The organism is Streptomyces sp. NPDC046977, from assembly GCF_040644455.1.
Lineage (GTDB): Bacteria > Actinomycetota > Actinomycetes > Streptomycetales > Streptomycetaceae > Actinacidiphila.
Genome location: NZ_JBEYWO010000025.1, coordinates 19,289 through 36,696, shown reverse-complemented (window position 1 = coordinate 36,696; position 17,408 = coordinate 19,289). Strand labels below are relative to the sequence as shown.

At 71.6% G+C, this 17,408-nt stretch carries 18 protein-coding genes; 3 read left to right on the top strand and 15 right to left on the bottom strand.

All coding sequences use genetic code 11. The features are described 5' to 3' along the window. Positions 1–105 precede the first annotated feature (105 nt). From ABZ883_RS30990 to ABZ883_RS30975, 4 genes are all read right to left on the bottom strand, one after another. Complete coding sequence (locus ABZ883_RS30990) at positions 106–477, bottom strand: hypothetical protein (RefSeq protein WP_360912160.1); 372 nt, start codon at positions 475–477, stop codon at positions 106–108. 62 nt (positions 478–539) lie between these two features. Next, the gene (locus ABZ883_RS30985; protein WP_360911954.1) at positions 540–755 is read right to left on the bottom strand and encodes a hypothetical protein; all 216 of its coding nucleotides are present in this window, start codon (positions 753–755) and stop codon (positions 540–542) included. A 63-nt stretch (positions 756–818) separates the two neighbouring features. After that, a complete protein-coding gene (locus tag ABZ883_RS30980; protein WP_360911952.1) occupies positions 819–1,301 on the bottom strand; it encodes a hypothetical protein in 483 nt (160 codons plus the stop codon). 66 nt (positions 1,302–1,367) lie between these two features. Beyond that, positions 1,368–1,949, bottom strand: a complete 582-nt coding sequence (locus ABZ883_RS30975) for a dienelactone hydrolase family protein (protein ID WP_360912157.1) — start codon at positions 1,947–1,949, stop codon at positions 1,368–1,370. A gap of 80 nt (positions 1,950–2,029) precedes the next feature. Here ABZ883_RS30975 and ABZ883_RS30970 point away from each other — a divergent pair, with 80 nt between their 5' ends. Next, the gene (locus ABZ883_RS30970; RefSeq protein ID WP_360911950.1) at positions 2,030–3,133 is read left to right on the top strand and encodes a mechanosensitive ion channel domain-containing protein; all 1,104 of its coding nucleotides are present in this window, start codon (positions 2,030–2,032) and stop codon (positions 3,131–3,133) included. 25 nt (positions 3,134–3,158) lie between these two features. Here the strand turns inward: ABZ883_RS30970 and ABZ883_RS30965 are convergent, their stop codons facing one another. The 5 genes from ABZ883_RS30965 to ABZ883_RS30945 all read right to left on the bottom strand — a co-directional run bounded on the left by ABZ883_RS30965 (position 3,159) and on the right by ABZ883_RS30945 (position 7,746). Then, positions 3,159–4,754 (bottom strand): Na+/H+ antiporter, encoded by a 1,596-nt coding sequence (locus tag ABZ883_RS30965; protein WP_360911947.1) that lies wholly within the window; start codon positions 4,752–4,754, stop codon positions 3,159–3,161. 44 nt (positions 4,755–4,798) lie between these two features. Continuing rightward, entirely contained in the window at positions 4,799–5,236 is a 438-nt protein-coding gene (locus ABZ883_RS30960; protein WP_360911945.1) for a GNAT family N-acetyltransferase, read from the bottom strand. Beyond that, a complete protein-coding gene (locus ABZ883_RS30955) occupies positions 5,229–6,170 on the bottom strand; it encodes an RluA family pseudouridine synthase (protein WP_360911943.1) in 942 nt (313 codons plus the stop codon). Before ABZ883_RS30955 ends, ABZ883_RS30960 begins: the two co-directional genes overlap by 8 nt. A gap of 117 nt (positions 6,171–6,287) precedes the next feature. Continuing rightward, positions 6,288–6,848 carry a signal peptidase II gene (gene lspA / locus ABZ883_RS30950; RefSeq protein ID WP_360911941.1) on the bottom strand — a complete coding sequence of 187 codons (561 nt, stop codon included), beginning with the start codon at positions 6,846–6,848 and terminating at the stop codon, positions 6,288–6,290. A gap of 109 nt (positions 6,849–6,957) precedes the next feature. After that, positions 6,958–7,746, bottom strand: a complete 789-nt coding sequence (locus ABZ883_RS30945) for a TraR/DksA family transcriptional regulator (RefSeq protein WP_360911939.1) — start codon at positions 7,744–7,746, stop codon at positions 6,958–6,960. Positions 7,747–7,768: 22 nt separating this feature from the next. Here ABZ883_RS30945 and ABZ883_RS30940 point away from each other — a divergent pair, with 22 nt between their 5' ends. Together ABZ883_RS30940 and ileS are read left to right on the top strand one after the other, a co-directional pair. Next, complete coding sequence (locus tag ABZ883_RS30940; protein ID WP_360911937.1) at positions 7,769–8,395, top strand: hypothetical protein; 627 nt, start codon at positions 7,769–7,771, stop codon at positions 8,393–8,395. Positions 8,396–8,801: 406 nt separating this feature from the next. Next, complete coding sequence (gene ileS, locus ABZ883_RS30935; RefSeq protein WP_360911935.1) at positions 8,802–11,930, top strand: isoleucine--tRNA ligase; 3,129 nt, start codon at positions 8,802–8,804, stop codon at positions 11,928–11,930. A gap of 307 nt (positions 11,931–12,237) precedes the next feature. On the opposite strand, the gene ABZ883_RS30930 is transcribed toward ileS, so the two are convergent. The 6 genes from ABZ883_RS30930 to ftsZ form a co-directional block, all read right to left on the bottom strand. Further along, positions 12,238–13,419, bottom strand: coding sequence for a DivIVA domain-containing protein (locus tag ABZ883_RS30930; RefSeq protein ID WP_360911933.1), 1,182 nt, complete (start codon positions 13,417–13,419; stop codon positions 12,238–12,240). Between the two features lie 46 nt (positions 13,420–13,465). Further along, positions 13,466–13,753, bottom strand: coding sequence for a YggT family protein (locus ABZ883_RS30925; RefSeq protein ID WP_319661048.1), 288 nt, complete (start codon positions 13,751–13,753; stop codon positions 13,466–13,468). 62 nt (positions 13,754–13,815) lie between these two features. Continuing rightward, positions 13,816–14,415, bottom strand: a complete 600-nt coding sequence (gene sepF, locus ABZ883_RS30920; RefSeq protein ID WP_360911931.1) for a cell division protein SepF — start codon at positions 14,413–14,415, stop codon at positions 13,816–13,818. Positions 14,416–14,478: 63 nt separating this feature from the next. Further along, positions 14,479–15,219: a YggS family pyridoxal phosphate-dependent enzyme gene (locus ABZ883_RS30915; protein WP_360911929.1), complete on the bottom strand. Its 741-nt coding sequence runs from the start codon at positions 15,217–15,219 to the stop codon at positions 14,479–14,481. Between the two features lie 12 nt (positions 15,220–15,231). Beyond that, positions 15,232–15,969, bottom strand: a complete 738-nt coding sequence (gene pgeF / locus ABZ883_RS30910) for a peptidoglycan editing factor PgeF (protein WP_360912155.1) — start codon at positions 15,967–15,969, stop codon at positions 15,232–15,234. Between the two features lie 15 nt (positions 15,970–15,984). Further along, positions 15,985–17,220, bottom strand: coding sequence for a cell division protein FtsZ (gene ftsZ, locus ABZ883_RS30905; protein ID WP_360911927.1), 1,236 nt, complete (start codon positions 17,218–17,220; stop codon positions 15,985–15,987). Positions 17,221–17,408 lie beyond the last annotated feature (188 nt).

Below are 17,408 nucleotides of genomic sequence, written 5' to 3'. Positions count from 1 at the left end.
ACATGGGGATCGGCTGCAAGACGTCCTGGCTCGCGGTCCGGGACGCCGGGCCCGAGGAGCCGGCGGACGCCCGGACCTGACGTCCGGACCTGGCACCCGGCGGGCTCACGCCATGGCGACGAACCCGCCCCGCGACCGGCCGCCGGTGAAGAGTTCGTCCCAGTCGATGTCCTCGGGCGGAACGTCGAAGGAGTCCAGGGAGACGACGACGGCTCCCCCGGCCTGCTCCGCCGCGTCGCACCACTGGGCCATGGCCTCGGCCTCCTCCTGCGACCGGGCACCCTGGACCAGGCATCCCGCGTCGCCGGGGCCGTCGACCACCGACATGGTGAGCCTCGGCATGAGACGCCACTCGGGGCACGACGGCATCCTGCCCCCGGGCGCGTGCAGCACGGGCAGTACGGAGTGGATCGGCGCTCCGGCGAGCAGGAGGAGCGGCACGGGTCCCAGCACGAAGTGGGTGTTCTCACGAGGCATCAGCACCCGCCGACTGTCTCACGGCCTCCCGGCCGCGCCCTGCCGGGACACCGCTCCACGGCCTATCCGCCGTACGGCCCGCCCGTCGTGAAGGGGTAGTTGTGCGTCGCGACCGAGCTGTACGACATCCGGTCCTCGTGGGCCTGGTCGCGGTGGGCCTGCTCGATGCGCAGGCCGTCGGCGTTCTGCGTCCTGGACGTGCCGCGGCGCAACAGTTTGACGATCAGAAGGGCCGCGAAGGACACCAGCAGGCCCAGCAGGACACACAACTCGACCACAGCAGCTCTCCCCCGTGTCAGCGGCTCGGTGTTCCGCATCGTAGCCTGGCCGGGCCGGGCCTGTCAGGGGCGGATCCAGCAGTAGAGGCGGCGGCCGGTGGAGCGGGCGCGGCCGGCCAGGGCGGCGAGGTCCTTGAGGAAGGCGCCGAGGGCGCGGGGGTCCAACTCCGCGCGGGAGGCGCCGGGGACGGCCGGGGTGCGCGAGGTGCGGGCCCAGCCGACGGCGACGTCCTCCAGCAGGCGGGGGTCGAACGCGGCGAGGGCGTCACGGAAGGTGTCGGTCAGGGAGACGGCGACGACCCCGCCGTCCCCGGCCATGCCGACCAGCGCGCCGCGGCGGGGGTCGGTCTGGACGTCCTCGGGCGCCCGGCCGGTGATCAGTACCTCGGCGGGGAGGAGTTCGAGCACCGGGTCGACGCCCTCGACCACGAGCGGGTCGTAGCCGGGGGCGAGGGCCGCGGCGTCGTCGCGGACCTCCGCGCGGAGCACGGCGCGGACCGCGTCCCGGTCGTCGCCGGCGGAGTAGTAGCCGTACAGAGCACCCATGACCGGATGATCGCATCCGGCACTGACAACGACCCCTGCGTGAAGGGCAGTTGCGGATCCGCTCCGCTACTGCGCGTCCGCCGCGATGTCCGCGAGGAAGTCCAGGGCGACCGCCCACGCGCGCTCGGCGGCCTCCGCGTCGTAGTCGTCGAGACCGGGGTCGGTGAACAGGTGGCCCGCGCCGCGGTAGCGGTGCACCTCCACGTCGGCGCCCGCCTTGCGCATGCGCAGGTACCAGGCGTTCAGCCAGTCGTCGGGCTCGAAGGGGTCCGGCTCGGCGACGTGCAGCTGGACGGGCATGCCGGTCGAGGCGTCGTCGGCGATGTCGGACGTGCCGTGCAGCAGCAGGAGGCCGCGGGCGTTGTCGTCGGCGAGGGCGAGGTTCTGGGCGATCGAGCCGCCGAGGGAGAAGCCCGCGTAGACCAGGCCGCGTTCGGAGAGCGGACCGGAGACGGTGACGGCGCGCATCAGCAGCTCGTCGCGGCCGATCTCGTCCTTGATGGCCATGCCCTCTTCGACGGTTTCGGCGGTCCGGCCCTCGTACAGGTCGGGCACGTGCACCTCGTGCCCGGCGGCGCGCAGCCGGTCGGCGGCGGCGTGCACGGCGGGACGCAGGCCGTAGGCCGAGTGGAAGAGCACGATGGTCATGCCGGAGGTCACAATCTCACGTCCCATGGGTGGTGCACGATCGGGGTACGGGCTCCATCATGCCCGTTACCGTCGAAACCATGGACTCCGTCGTACGGCCGCTGGGCGTGGTGGGCGGCTCCCTCATCGTGACTCTTGCCGTGGGCTGGGCCGTCGACCACGCGCTGCGCCGCGCCGACGCCCGTCATCCCGAGACCCCTCTGTGGCAGCTGCTTCGGCGCGCCAGGCTGCCGCTGCAACTGGTGATCTGCAGCTCCCTGCTGCGGGGTTCGTACAAGCAGGCGCATCTCGCCCGGGGCCACACCCAGGCGGTCGGCCAGGTGCTGACCCTGGTGCTGATCGGGGCCTGCGCCTGGCTGGTGGTCCGGGTCGCGGCCGCGATCGTGGAGGCCTCGTACTCGCGGTACGCCTCCGGGGCGCAGGACGCGGCGCGGGTGCGCCGGGTGCGCACCCAGGTGTCGCTGATCCAGCGGGCGGTGTCGGTGGTGGTCGGTGTGGTGGCGGTGGCGGCGATGCTGCTGACGTTCCCCGCCATGCGCGGCTTCGGGGCGTCGGTGCTGGCCTCCGCCGGCCTGATCGGCATCGTCGCGGGTATCGCGGCCCAGTCGACGCTGGGGAACCTGTTCGCGGGGCTGCAGATCGCCTTCGGCGACATGGTGCGGATCGGCGACGCCGTGGTGGTGGAGGGCGAGTGGGGCACGGTCGAGGAGATCACCCTGACCTATCTCGTGGTCCGCACCTGGGACGAGCGGCGGATCACGATGCCGGTGTCGTACTTCACCAGCAAGCCCTTCGAGAACTGGTCGCGCGGCGACGCCCGGATGACGGGCACCGTCTACTTCCACCTCGACCACACCACTCCCGTGGACCTGATGCGCGCCCGGCTGCAGGAGGTCCTCAAGGAGTGCCCGCAGTGGGACGGCCGCGCCTGGGGCCTGGTGGTGACGGACGCGACCCCCACCACCATCCAGGTGCGGGCGCTGGCCACGGCGAAGGACGCGGACGACATCTGGACGGTGCGCTGCGTGGTGCGCGAGCAGATGATCGACTGGTTGCGCCGTGAGCACCCGTACGCCCTGCCCCGGATCAACACCGCCCAGGCGCCGGGCCTTGCCGAGGCCCCGGAACGGGAGCAGGCGACGCCGGACGCGAGCGACATCGGGCCGGGCCCCGGCGCCCGTTAGCCGGGCGCCGGGACACCGGGAAGCGCTAGCGGGACACCCGCAGGCTGCGGACGTCGAGCTGGCGCAGCACCCGGTCGACGATCTCCGGGTCGTAGCCGGGTTCGCTGCGGGCGGCCAGGATCTCGTGCCGGGCCGCGGAGAGCATGTCCCGCTGCACGCGCTCCAGGGTCCTGATGCGGCTCACCCGTGCGGTGTGCCGGTCGCGCTTGTCGTCGTCGACGATGTCGGGGCAGATCCGCGCCCCGACGTCGAAGGCGCGGCGGTGCAGGAGTTCGGAGACCTCCTCGGGGAAGCTCTCGGTCGCCTCCACCTCCTTCAGCCGCTGCTTGGCGGCCGCCATGGCGCGCAGCGCGAGCAGCATCTCCATGTCGTGCTCGATCTGGGTGTCGCTGCTGACCCCGAGCCGTCTGACGACCCACGGCAGGGTGAGGCCCTGGAGCACCAGGGTGGTCAGGACGACGGCGAAGGCGATGAAGAGGATCTCGTCGCGTGCCGGGAACGCGTCGCCGTTGTCGCTGGTGTGCGGGATGGCCAGGGCCAGGGCGACGGACGCCACGCCGCGCATGCCGGCCCACCACATGACGACGGTCTCCCGCCCGCTCATGGGGATGTCCTCGTCCAGGTCGCGCCGTTTGTGCAGCTTCCTGGCCAGCAGCGAGGCGGGCAGCAGGTACGCGAGCCGTACGACGATCACCGCGCCGACAACCAGTGCCGCGTGGCCGACCATCGTTCCCCAGCGGCCGGCCCCGACACCGAAGACGTTGTGCAGTTCCAGGCCGATGAGGCCGAAGGCGACGCCGGTGACGAGGGTGTCGACGACCTCCCAGAAGGTGGCGCCGACCAGCCGGCCCGTCACGTCGTCGGCGTCCACGGCGTGCTCGGCCAGGAAGAGCGCGGTGGTGAGCACGGCGAGGACGCCGGAGCCGTGGGCCTCGTCGGCGATGGCGTACGCCGCGAAGGGGACGAGCAGCGACAGCCCGATCTGCAGGGTCGGGTCGCCCACGACCCCCATCAGCTTGGAGGCCATCCAGCCCAGGGCGAGGCCCACCACGACCGCGACGACCGCCGACAGCAGCAGCTCGCCGAGCGCCTCCGGCCAGGAGAACGCACCCGTGACGGCCGCGGCGACGGCCACGTTGTAGACCACGATCGCGGTGACGTCGTTGAACAGCCCCTCGCCCTCCAGCGTGGAGACCATGCGCCGGGGAAGCCCGAGCCGCCCCGCCACGGCGGTGGCCGCCACCGGGTCGGGAGGGGCGACGAGCGCGCCGAGCGCGACGGCACCGGCGAGCGAGATGCCGGGGACGACGGCGCTCGCGATGCCGCCCACGGCCACCGTGGTGATGAGCACCAGGGCGACGGCGAGCAGGAAGATCGCCCTCTTGTTGGCGGCGAACTGCCGCCACGAGGTGCGCTGCACGGAGGCGTAGAGCAGCGGCGGCAGCACGAGCGGCAGGATGAGCGCGGGGTTGATCTGCACGTTGGGCACGAACGGCAGAAGGGCCAGCACGACCCCGAGCAGTGTCATGAGGACGGGCGACGGCAACCCCAGCCGGTCGCCCAGCGGCACCATGATGATGGCCGCGAGCATCAGGGCGAAGAACAGCGCGAGTTGATCCACGCCCCTAGCGTGACATGTCCGCGGAGCCGGTCCCGGTCAGCCCGTCACAGCGCGCGCCTCATGGAGCGGTGGGCGATGCCCGCCTCCTCGTACTCCTCGCCGTAGGGCGCGTAGCCCAGGCGCTCGTAGAAGCCGAGGGCGTGGACCTGTGCGTGCAGTTCGACGGTGTGCAGTCCGCGCAGCCGGGCCTGCTCCTCCACGGCCCGCACCAGTGCCGCCCCCAGGCCCAGCCCGCGGGCCGCGGAGAGCACGGCGAGACGGCCCAGCACACCGGTGCCGTCCGCGCCGGGGAGCAGCCGGCCGGCGCCCAGCGCGCCGTCGGGGCCGATCGCCACCACATGGACGGCGGTCGCGTCGAGTTCGTCGTACTCCAGGTCGGCGGGCACCTTCTGCTCCAGCACGAAGACCTCGTGCCGCACGGCGAAGTACGCCTTCAGGTCGTCCGGGCCCTCGGGCACCCGGATCGTGTAGGTCTCAGGCACTGTCGCCCCGCACGATGTCGAGGGCGTGCTGGAGGTCCTCGGGGTAGTCGCTCTCGAACTCGACCCAGCTGCCGTCACCGGGGTGCGTGAAACCCAGGCGCACCGCGTGCAGCCACTGGCGTGCCAGCCCCAGCCGTTTGGCGAGGGTCGGATCGGCGCCGTAGGTCAGGTCGCCGGCGCAGGGGTGGCGGTGGGCGGCCATGTGCACGCGGATCTGGTGGGTGCGGCCGGTCTCCAGCTTGATGTCCAGCAGCGAGGCGGCGCGGAACGCCTCGACCAGGTCGTAGTGCGTCACGCTGGGCTTGCCGTCCGCGGTCACCGCCCACTTGTAGTCGTGGGTGGGGTGGCGGCCGATCGGCGCGTCAATGGTGCCGCTGAGCGGGTCGGGGTGGCCCTGGACGAGGGCGTGGTAGCGCTTGTCGACGGTCCGCTCGCGGAACTGCTGCTTGAGGTCGCTGTAGGCGATCTCCGACTTGGCCACGGCCATGAGGCCGGAGGTGCCGACGTCCAGCCGGTGCACGATGCCCTGGCGCTCTGCCGCGCCCGAGGTGGAGATCCGGTAGCCCGCCGCCGCCAGGCCGCCGATGACGGTCGTGCCGGTCCAGCCGGGGCTGGGGTGCGCCGCGACGCCGACCGGCTTGTCGACGACGACCACGTGCTCGTCGTCGTGGACGATGCGCATGCCCGGCACCGGCTCGGCGACGATCTCCACGGGCCGCGGCGGGGCCGGCAGCTCGACCTCCAGCCAGGCGCCGCCCGAGACGCGGTCCGACTTTCCGGCGGTGCTGCCGTCGATCGTCACCTTCCCCGACGCCGCCAGCTCGGCGGCCTTGGTCCGGGAGAAACCGAACATACGGGCGATGGCGGCGTCGACACGCTCGCCTTCGAGACCGTCGGGAACAGGGAGGGACCGAACTTCGGCAGACATACTCACCTGGTCGAGTATGCCGGATGGGTGACCGGTGCTTTCCCGCCCGCGCGTTCCGGCCGCTCCCGGCGGCCCGGCGACCACGCGACCTGGCGACCGGGCGACCGCGCGACCTGGCGGCCGTCAGTCCTTGTGGACCGTGCCGTCCGGGTCGAGGCCCCGGAAGGAGAGCAGGACGATCAGGATGCCGCCGCAGACGATCGCCGAGTCGGCGAGGTTGAAGACGGCGAAGTGGGCGGGCGCGACGAAGTCGACCACGTGCCCCTGGAAGAAGCCCGGTGCCCGGAACACCCGGTCGGTGAGGTTGCCGAAGGCGCCGCCGAGCAGCAGCCCGAGCGCGATGGCCCACGGCACACTGTGCAGCTTCCGCGCGATGCGGGCGATCACCACGATGACCGTGACCGCGATCACGGTGAAGACGATCGTCATTCCCTGCCCGAAGCCGAAGGCCGCGCCCGCGTTGCGGACCGCCTCCAGGCGCAGGTAGTGACCGAACACGTCGATCGGCTCACGCCCCTCCAGGCGCGTCACCACCCAGATCTTGGACAGCAGGTCCAGGGTGTACGCCAGCGCCGCCACACCGAGCAGCACGGCAACGCGCCGCGGCCCCTTGGGGACGGTCGCCTCCGTGCCACCGGTCGGCTCGTCCGCGGTGTCCGTCGCCGTCTCCTGTGCCTTCGCCATGTGAGTCCTTCAGCCCCGATGTCCCGGCCAGGCCTGATCCTGACGCTGACGAGGTTACGGCACACACGTCCGAGCGGCGGGGGCGGCCGGGCGCTGCCCCCGCGAAATCTCAGTAGCGGCGCTCCTGCCGCTGCTTGCAGTCGACGCAGAGCGTGGCGCGGGGGAAGGCCTGCATCCGCGCCTTGCCGATGGGCTCGCCGCAGGACTCGCACAGCCCGTACGTACCGGAGTCGAGCCGTTCCAGCGCGTGCTCGGTCTGGGCGAGCATCTCGCGGGCATTGGCGGTGAGCGCCATCTCGTGCTCGCGGGTGATGTTCTTGGTGCCGGTGTCGGCCTGGTCGTCACCAGCGCCGTCGCCGGAGTCGCGCAGCAGGCCGGTGATGGCGTCCTCCGAGGTCGAGATCTCGGTCCGGAGCCGGTCCATCTCGGTCAGCAGCTCGGCGCGGGCCGCGTCCACCTCCTCGGCGGACCAGGGTTCCTCGCCGGGCCGGACCGGCAGGTCGCCGGGGGCCACGATGCCGGTCGGCCGGGCGATACGGGCCGTGGGCACCGCGGAGGCGGATCCCCCTGATGCGGCCGTACCGGCCGCGGTCTTCTTCGCTACCACCTTCTTGGCTCCCTTTTTCGTGGCCTTCGCGGTCGTGCCGGTCTTCGCGGTCGTGCCGGACTTCGCCGGCCCGGACTCCTTGGGGGGCCCGGCAGTCCGCCCCGCCTTCGCGGTCTTCTTCGGCGCGGCGGCGGCCTTCTTGGCCGCCGGCGCCTTCTCCGCCGCGGGGGCGGTCCTCTTCGCGGGGGGCGCGGTCCTGTGGGCCGCCCGTCCCGCCGTCTTGCCGGCCTTGCCCGACGGGCCCGTGGTGCGTGCGGGCGCCGTCGTCGTGGTCTTCTCAGCCTCCGCCACGGCAGCTCTCTTCCCTGCGGCCTTGACCGCGGTCCTCCGCGCGCCTTCCGCGGTCTGCTTCACGGCACCGGCCGCCTTCTCGGCGGGCGGCTTCTCGGATGCCGTCCCCTTCGAGGATGCCGCCTTTGTGACGGATTTCGCTTTTCCGGAGGTCGCCGGTTTCTTCGCGGGGGTCGCGGAAGCGGTCCTGGAGACGGCTTTGGCAGCCTTGGCAGGAGCCTTTGCACGGCTCTTCGCCGGGCTCTTCACGGGCTCCTCCGCCGAAGCCGTCGCCTTGCCGGGCTTCGCGGCCCTCTTCGCGGCCTTCCCCGCCTTGGCGGACGCGGCGGCCTTCCTGCGTGCGGGCGCGGAAGGGGCGGGGCGTTCGGCCGCGGCCTTGGGCGCGGCTTTCCCGCGGGCCGCGGTGGCGGCCCTGGGCGTCGTTTTCTTCGCCGTCGCCTTCTTCGTGGCGGTGGTCTTCTTCCCCACCATGGTCGCGGCCCCTTCACATATTGTGATCTTGCACGCGAATCGTGCCGGAACGATAAATCGGCTCCGGACCCGCGGCAACGGGGCACGCCGCCGGATTCGCCCGCCTTGCCCGGTCGGGAGGCGGGCATGCATCCGTTGTGCCCAGCTCTCCGCCAGGTATTCCGGTACCGACCGGTAGCGCGGGGCGCACCCGGCCATTCGGGTCACTCCGGCCCCGCGGGCGACCCGGCCCAGAGCGGCCGCTTAATGCCTGGCCTTCGGCGGGGGCGACCCCAGTACACTGGCCTGAGCGAAAGGCGTGGAAGGGGACGAGTAGCGCCGCACGCAGCCCATAGCGACCCGGGGACGGTGGAAGCCCGGGGGTGTGCGCGACGTGAAGATCACCCCGGAGCCACCGGAAGAAAGCCCGCGAGGGCGAGTAGACCCGGTAGCGCGACCCCAATGAGGGGGCTGCGGAACGACCCCGCGAGGGGCCCGCCCGCCGCCAAGGAGGGTGGTACCGCGGGACCGGCGCAGCAGCCGGCTCTCGTCCCTCCGACGGAATACGCACGCACCAATGACGTGTCCGCCGGAGGCAGAATCCGATGACGCAGTACCGCCAGGTCCCCGCCCAGGTCGACCTGCCCGCGCTGGAGCACGAAGTGCTCGCGTTCTGGCAGGAGAACAAGGTCTTCGCCCGTTCGCTGGAGCAGACCCGGGGCAAGCCGGAATGGGTCTTCTACGAGGGCCCGCCGACGGCCAACGGCATGCCCGGCGCGCACCACATCGAGGCCCGCGTCTTCAAGGACGTCTTTCCCCGCTTCAAGACCATGCAGGGCCACCATGTGACCCGCAAGGCCGGCTGGGACTGCCACGGCCTCCCGGTGGAGCTCGCCGTCGAGAAGGAGCTCGGCTTCACCGGCAAGAAGGACATCGAGGCGTACGGCATCGCCGAGTTCAACGCCAAGTGCCGGGAGTCGGTGACCCGGCACACCGACGCCTTCGCCGAGCTGACGACCCGTATGGGCTACTGGGTGGACCTCGACGAGGCCTACCGCACGATGGACCCGGAGTACATCGAGTCCGTCTGGTGGTCGCTGAAGCAGATCTTCGACAAGGGCCTGCTCGTCCAGGACCACCGCGTCGCGCCCTGGTGCCCGCGCTGCGGCACCGGCCTGTCCGACCACGAACTCGCCCAGGGCTACGAGACCGTGGTCGACCCCTCGGTCTTCGTGCGTTTCCCGCTGACCTCCGGCCCGCTCGCCGGCGAGGCCGCGCTCCTGGTGTGGACGACCACACCTTGGACGCTGGTGTCCAACACCGCCGTCGCGGCGCACCCCGACGTCACCTATGTGGTGGCGAGCGACGGCACGGAGAAGCTGGTCGTCGCCGAGCCGCTGCTCGGCAAGGCGCTCGGCGAAGGCTGGGAGCCCACCGGGCAGAGCTTCACCGGCCGGGAGATGGAGCGCTGGACGTACCGGCGCCCCTTCGCGCTGGTCGAGATCGAGAACGCGCACTACGTCGTCAACGCCGAGTACGTCACCACCGAGGACGGCACGGGTCTGGTCCACCAGTCGCCCGCGTTCGGTGAGGACGACCTCAAGACCTGTCGCGCCTACGGCCTGCCCGTGGTCAACCCGGTGCGTCCCGACGGCACCTTCGAGGAGGAACTGGAGCTCGTCGGCGGCCAGTTCTTCAAGAAGGCCGACGAGGCCCTGGTGGCCGACCTCCAGGAGCGCGGCCTGCTCTTCCGGCACCTGCCGTACGAGCACAGCTACCCGCACTGCTGGCGCTGCCACACCGCGCTGCTCTACTACGCGCAGCCGTCGTGGTACATCAGGACGACCGCGGTCAAGGACGCGCTGCTGCGCGAGAACGAGCGCACCAACTGGTACCCCGAGGCGGTCAAGCACGGCCGCTTCGGCGACTGGCTGAACAACAACATCGACTGGGCGCTGTCCCGGAACCGCTACTGGGGCACCCCGCTGCCCATCTGGCGCTGCGAGGAGGGCCACCTCACCTGCGTCGGCTCGCTGACCGAGCTGTCGGAGCTGACCGGCACCGACCAGACCGGCCTCGACCCGCACCGCCCCTTCATCGACGACGTGACCTTCGCCTGCCCGCAGTGCCAGGGCACCGCCACGCGCGTGCCCGAGGTCATCGACGCCTGGTACGACTCGGGTTCCATGCCGTTCGCGCAGTGGGGCTACCCGTACCGCAACAAGGAGGTCTTCGAGCGCAGCTTCCCCGCGCAGTTCATCTCCGAGGCGATCGACCAGACCCGCGGCTGGTTCTACACGCTGATGGCGGTCGGCACCCTGGTCTTCGACCGGAACTCCTACGAGAACGTGGTCTGCCTGGGCCACATCCTCGCCGAGGACGGCCGGAAGATGTCCAAGCACCTGGGCAACATCCTGCAGCCCATCCCGCTCATGGACCAGCACGGCGCCGACGCCGTGCGCTGGTTCATGGCGGCCGGCGGCTCGCCCTGGGCGGCCCGCCGGGTCGGTCACGGCACGATCCAGGAGGTCGTCCGCAAGACGCTGCTGACCTACTGGAACACGGTCGCCTTCCAGGCCCTGTACGCCCGCACCGCGGGCTGGGCCCCCGGCGAGGCCGACCCGGCGCCCGCCGACCGCCCGTTGCTGGACCGCTGGCTGCTCGGCGAACTCGGCACCCTGGTGCGGGAGGTCACCGGCGCGCTGGAGTCGTACGACACCCAGCGGGCCGGAAAGCTGCTCTCCTCGTTCGTGGACGACCTGTCCAACTGGTACGTCCGCCGCTCCCGCCGCCGCTTCTGGCAGGGCGACAGGGCGGCGCTGCGCACCCTGCACGACGTCGTGGAGACCGTGACCCGGCTGATGGCCCCCCTGGTGCCGTTCATCACCGAGCGCGTCTGGCAGGACCTGGTCGTCCCGGTCACCCCGGGCGCACCGGAGTCCGTGCACCTGACGAACTGGCCGACGGTGGACGAGGCGCTCGTCGACCCCGCCCTGTCCGAGCAGATGGCCCTCGTACGGCGTCTGGTGGAGCTGGGCCGGGCGACGCGGGCGGAGTCCGGGGTCAAGACCCGTCAGCCCCTCTCGCGGGCGCTGGTGGCCGCGGCGGGCTTCGAGTCGCTGGGCGAGGAACTGCGGGCGCAGATCGCCGAGGAGCTGAACGTCGTCTCGCTGGCGTCCCTCAGCGAGGTCGGCGGCTCCCTGGTGGACACCACGGCCAAGGCCAACTTCCGCGCGCTCGGCAAGCGTTTCGGCAAGGGCGTCCAGGCCGTCGCCAAGGCCATCGCCGAGTGCGAGGCGGCGGCGCTGTCCCTCGGCCTGCGCGAGGGCACAGCCTCCGTCGTGGTGGACGGCGAGCCGGTCGCCCTGTCGGCGGAGGAAGTGATCATCACCGAGACCCCGCGCGAGGGCTGGTCGGTCGCCTCCGACTCCGGCGCGACCGTCGCGCTGGACCTGGAGGTCACCCCGCAGCTGCGCCGGGCGGGGCTGGCCCGCGACGTGATCCGGCTCGTCCAGGAGGCCCGCAAGAACAGCGGCCTGGACGTCGCCGACCGCATCGCGCTGCGCTGGGCGGCCGCGGACGCGGAGCTGGCCTCGGCCCTGGAGGAGCACGCGGGGCTCGTCGCGGACGAGGTCCTCGCGACGGACTTCGCCGCCGGCGGTCCCGAGGACGGCTACGGGACCGCCTTCACCGACGAGGCCCTCGGCCTCACCTTCCACCTCCGCAAGCGGTAGGCACCCGACGGAAGTCCGGCGGTCTGCGGCGCGGGACCCGCGCCGCAGACCGCCGGCTCCGCTTGGTCCATCCGGGTGTTCCGGCGCCCCGCCGCCCCCGTCCACGGCACCGTGGGCGGGGGCGGCTCCTTTGTGCGTCCGAAGCGGCCGCCACGCCCCGGCCACGGGCCCTGGAGGCTCGGCGACGCGAAGGGCGCACCGGGAGACAGCGGACCACGCACAAGGGCCGGGCCCCCGAGGGAAGTGATTCCCTGGGGGCCCGGCCCTGTGTCGTGCGGTGGTGCGTGTCGCGTGAGCGACCGTGCGGCTAGTTGTCGTCCTCGTCGATCAGGAACCCGCGCATCGGCGTGGGCGCCTGCTGCAGCGGAGCCGGGCCCTGCGGCCGGACCGGTGCCATCGGCTGGGTCATGGCCGGGGACATCTGCTGCTGGCCGCCGTAGGTCGGGTTGGGGCCGCCGTGACCGCCCATGCCCTGACCGCCGTAGCTCTGGCCGCCACCCATGGTGCCGGCGCCGGCCGTGGCCATGCCGCCGCCGCCCATACCGCCCATGCCGCCGGAGCCGGAGGACAGGGAGGGGGCCGCGGAGGTCCGCGGCGGGGCGAGCGAGTCGTCGGCCTGGTTCTCCAGCTGGCGCAGCTGGCTCTCCAGGTAGGACTTCAGACGGGTGCGGTACTCGCGCTCGAAGCCGCGCAGGTCCTCGACCTTGCGCTCCAGCGTCGCGCGGGCGGACTCCAGGGAGCCCATGGCCACGCGGTGCTTCTCCTGCGCGTCCCGCTCGAGCGCGTCCGCCTTGGCGCGGGCGTCGCGCTCCAGACCCTCGGCGCGGCTGCGGGCCTCGCCGACGATCTTGTTGGCCTCGGCGCGGGCCTCGGCGATCGCCTGGTCGGCCGTCTGCTGGGCGAGCGAGAGCACACGGGCAGCGCTGTCGCCGCCGGGGCCCTGCTGCTGCATCGGGTGCCCGCCCTGCATCGGGCCGGGACCCTGCTGCTGCATCGGGTGCTGGCCCATGTGGCCGGGACCCTGCTGCTGCATGGGGTGGCCGCCCTGCATGTGACCGGGACCCTGCTGCTGCATCGGGTGCTGGCCCATGTGGCCGGGACCCTGCTGCTGCATGGGGTGCTGCCCCATGTGGCCCTGCTGAGCGCTGGGCCCGGCGGGCAGGGCGAGGCCGCTGCCGGGTCCCTGGGGGCCGCCCATCTGCTGCGGCGGCACCGGCTGCGGTCCGGATATGGCGGCGGGCACGGGGGCCCCGGGGCCGCCGCGACCGTCCTGCGGCTCGGGCTTGCGCATGCCCTGCTGCTGGTTCTGGGCAGCGGCGCGAGTGGCCGCGGCCAGCTTCGCGCGCAGGTCCTCGTTCTCGCGCAGCAGCCTGGTCAGTTCCGCCTCGACCTCGTCGAGGAAGGCGTCCACCTCGTCCTCGTCATAGCCTTCTCGGAGGCGGACGGTCGTGAACTGCTTGTTCCGCACGTCCTCGGGGGTCAGTGGCATCTCTTCACCTCAACGTGATCGTCGACATATCGGGAGCCCGCATCGGTCATCTCAAGCCCCCCACGACGGTGAGCAGGATGTACACGATGATCATCAATACGAAGAAGGACAGGTCGAGCGCCACGCCCCCGAGACGCAGCGGCGGGATGAACCGCCGCAGAAGCTTGAGTGGCGGATCGGTGACAGTGTAGGTGGTCTCCAGGACGACCACCATGGGCTTCCCAGGCTGCCACGATCGGGCGAACTGGAAGACATAGTCCATCACCAACCGGAAGATCAGGACAAGCAGGAAGCACATCAACGCGATCCACAGCACCTGGAGTGCGATGTCCATCGCGCTTCCCTCTCCTCTGCCTGTCCATGGGCCTCGCGGCCGGTTTCGTGCGGTTGCGTATCTCAGCTCTGATTGAAGAACCCGCCCTCGGCGATGCGGGCCTTGTCCTCCGCCGTGACATCGACGTTAGCAGGCGACAGCAGAAACACCTTCTGCGTCACCCGCTCGATGCTCCCGTGCAGCCCGAAGACCAGACCGGCGGCGAAGTCGACAAGTCGCTTTGCGTCTGTGTCGTCCATCTCCGTCAGATTCATGATCACCGGGGTGCCCTCGCGGAAGTGTTCCCCGATGGTACGGGCTTCGTTGTACGTCCGGGGGTGGAGTGTCGTGATCCGGTACGGCTCTCGTTCGGACACGACCTTAGGCATGATCACCGGTGCGTTCTTCTCCAGGCTATGGCGTTCTTGTGTGATGGATGCCACTGGGGCGATCCGTGGTTCCCGGGGGACCGGCGGGTGCACGAGGCGTGCCGGCTCCTCCGGTTGCGTCTGGTGCGGCGGCTGGTGGGACGGGTGCGGCTGGTGCGGCTGGTGCGACCGGCGGGGACGCTCCGGCTCCGGCTCGGGCTCGAACTCGTCGTCCGGGTCGAATCCCGGGCCGTCGTACCCGTCGTCCTCCACGAGGCCGAGGTAGACCGCCATCTTGCGCATCGCGCCGGCCATGCTCTGCGTCCTCTCAGCGGGGAAAGACCATATTTTTTGTGTGGTCCGACTTGGTTGGTGACGTTACCGGAGCCCGGTCCGGACTCCGAGTACCGCGCTACCGATGCGTACGTGTGTCGCACCTGCGGCAACAGCCTCTTCGAGATCCGCGCTCATCCCTGCCGAGACCATGTTCGCAGCAGGATGCATCTCGCGCAGGCAGGATGAGATTTCCGCCAGCCGGTCGAACGCGGCGCGGGGTTGACCGGCGTAGGCCCCGGCCAGCGGCGCGACCGCCATGAGGCCGTCAAGTCGCAGGCCCGGAGCGGCAGTCACCGCTTCGGCGATCCCTTCGACGGCATCCGGTGCGATTCCGCCGCGGGTACCCTGAGCCCCCGACTCGGCGTCCAGCGCGACCTGGACGAGGCAGCCCAGTTCGCGCCCCGCCCGGTCGGACCTCATGACCGCGGCGGACAGCGCCTCGACCAGCCGGACGCGGTCCACCGAGTGCACGACATCGGCGTAACCCACCACCGAACGCACCTTGTTGGTCTGCAACTGGCCCACGAAGTGCCAGGCGAGCGGGAGGTCGGCGCAGGCCGCCGCCTTGGGCGCGGCGTCCTGGTCGCGGTTCTCCGCGACCTCGCGGACGCCGAGCCCCGACAGGATCCGGACGTCACTGGCGGGGTAGGTCTTGGTGACCACGACCAGGGTCACCTCGTCCCGGGCCCGGCCGGCCGCCGCGCACGCGTCGGCGATCCGCCGCTCCACCCGGGCCAGGTTGGCCGCGAGTTCGGCCCGTCGTTCTTCCGTTCCGTCAGTCATTGCGCGCGCCGCTCACTGGTCGCCGTCCAGCCAGACATATCCGGCGAGCCGGCCGGTGGTGCGCTCGCGGCGGTAGGAGAAGTGGTCACCCGACTCCATGGTGCAGATATGTGATTTCTCACCTGCGGGGACGCCGAGACGGGCGAGTTGGGCGTGCACCCCGGCGGCGACGTCCACGGAGGGGGTGCCCCAGCTGGTGGTGGCCCGCGCCTCGGGAACGGCCGAGGCCACGTCCTCCCGCATCTGCTCGGGCACTTCGTAGCACGCGCCGCAGACCGACGGCCCGGTGACGGCGGTGATCCGCTCCGGCCTGGCGCCGAGTCCGACCATCGCCTCGACCGCCGCCGGGACGACACCGGCCACCAGTCCCGGCCGGCCGGCGTGGGCCGCGGCGACGACTCCGGCCTCGGTGTCGGCCAGCAGGACGGGGACGCAGTCGGCGGTCAGCACCGCGAGCGCGAGACCGGGCCGGGTGGTGACGATGGCGTCCACCTCCGGCACCCGGCGCTCGCCCCAGGGGGCGGCGACGACGGCCACGTCGTTGCCGTGCACCTGCTTCATCCACACCACGTGCGCCGGGTCCAGCCCGAGTTCACGGGCGGCGAGGTCGCGGTTGGAGAGGACGGCGGCCGGGTCGTCGCCGACCGCACCGCCGAGATTGAGGCTGTCGTACGGAGCGGCGCTCACCCCGCCCCACCTGTCGGTGAAGGCGAAGTGGGCGCCGCCCGGACGTGCGTGGTTGTGCGTTATCACCTGAGGCTGTGCTTACTTGAGGAAGTCGGGTACGTCGAGTTCCTCGGCGCTGGTGTCCTGGTAGGGACGCGCCGGGGGAACCTGCGGGGCGGTCGGCTGGGCCGGGACGTCGGCCACCGGCTCGGGCTGGGCCGGCTCCTCGTCGCGCTGGGTGACACTGCCCAGACCCGCGAAGGCCGGACGCGAGGGCTCGGCCGGCGGGGTGGCCGGACGGACCGGGGCCGTCGCCGTGCTGCCGCTCTCGTCGCGGGAACCGCCGTACGTCCCGAGCACCTTGTCCCGGTTGCTGCGGGTCGGGGGCTGGCCGCCGTCGAACCCGGCCGCGATGACGGTGACCCGGACCTCGTCGCCCAGGGCGTCGTCGATGACGGCGCCGAAGATGATGTTGGCCTCGGGGTGGGCGGCCTCGCTGACCAGTTGGGCCGACTCGTTGATCTCGAACAGGCCGAGGTCGGAGCCGCCGGAGATGGACAGCAGGACGCCCCGGGCGCCGTCGATGGACGCCTCGAGCAGCGGGGAGGAGATCGCCATCTCCGCGGCGGCGACCGCGCGGTCGTCGCCGCGGGCCGAGCCGATCCCCATGAGAGCGGAACCCGCCTCGGACATCACGGACTTCACGTCGGCGAAGTCGAGGTTGATCAGGCCCGGGGTGGTGATCAGGTCGGTGATGCCCTGGACACCGGAGAGCAGCACCTGGTCGGCGGACCGGAAGGCGTCCAGCACGCTCACCTGGCGGTCCGAGATGGACAGCAACCGGTCGTTGGGGATCACGATGAGGGTGTCGACCTCGTCGCGCAGCTGGGCGATGCCGTCCTCGGCCTGGTTGGCGCGGCGGCGGCCCTCGAAGGTGAACGGGCGGGTGACCACCCCGATCGTGAGGGCGCCCAGCGAGCGGGCGATGTTGGCGACCACAGGCGCGCCACCGGTGCCGGTGCCGCCGCCCTCACCCGCGGTGACGAAGACCATGTCGGCGCCCTTGAGCACCTCTTCGATCTCCTCGCGGTGGTCCTCGGCGGCCTTGCGGCCGACATCGGGGTTGGCGCCGGCACCGAGGCCGCGCGTGAGTTCGCGGCCGACGTCCAGTTTCACGTCGGCGTCGCTCATCAGCAGGGCCTGTGCATCGGTGTTGATCGCGATGAACTCGACGCCCTTGAGACCGACCTCGATCATCCGGTTGATGGCGTTGACGCCACCGCCGCCGATGCCGACGACCTTGATGACTGCGAGGTAGTTCTGCGGTGCTGCCACGTCGAAGGCCTCTCGCCTCGAGTTACGTATACCTGTGGGACGGTCGGGAGGTGCCGGCCGACCCGAACCCTAACCCTCAGGTTTAGGGTTACCAGTATGTCTGTCCCGCACGTTCTTTGGGACAGGACACTAAATCGACAAGCGGTTCGCGTTCAACGAACACGCCGAACCTCCCGTTTTTCTTTTGA

Coding starts and splice junctions, on each gene's coding strand:
- ABZ883_RS30990 (WP_360912160.1), bottom strand. CDS start 477: ATGCCTCGTGAGAACACCCACTTCGTGCTGGGACCCGTGCCGCTCCTC.
- ABZ883_RS30980 (WP_360911952.1), bottom strand. CDS start 1,301: ATGGGTGCTCTGTACGGCTACTACTCCGCCGGCGACGACCGGGACGCG.
- ABZ883_RS30975 (WP_360912157.1), bottom strand. CDS start 1,949: ATGACCATCGTGCTCTTCCACTCGGCCTACGGCCTGCGTCCCGCCGTG.
- ABZ883_RS30970 (WP_360911950.1), top strand. CDS start 2,030: ATGGACTCCGTCGTACGGCCGCTGGGCGTGGTGGGCGGCTCCCTCATC.
- lspA (WP_360911941.1), bottom strand. CDS start 6,848: ATGGCGAAGGCACAGGAGACGGCGACGGACACCGCGGACGAGCCGACC.
- ileS (WP_360911935.1), top strand. CDS start 8,802: ATGACGCAGTACCGCCAGGTCCCCGCCCAGGTCGACCTGCCCGCGCTG.
- ABZ883_RS30930 (WP_360911933.1), bottom strand. CDS start 13,419: ATGCCACTGACCCCCGAGGACGTGCGGAACAAGCAGTTCACGACCGTC.
- ABZ883_RS30925 (WP_319661048.1), bottom strand. CDS start 13,753: ATGGACATCGCACTCCAGGTGCTGTGGATCGCGTTGATGTGCTTCCTG.
- sepF (WP_360911931.1), bottom strand. CDS start 14,415: ATGGCCGGCGCGATGCGCAAGATGGCGGTCTACCTCGGCCTCGTGGAG.
- ABZ883_RS30915 (WP_360911929.1), bottom strand. CDS start 15,219: ATGACTGACGGAACGGAAGAACGACGGGCCGAACTCGCGGCCAACCTG.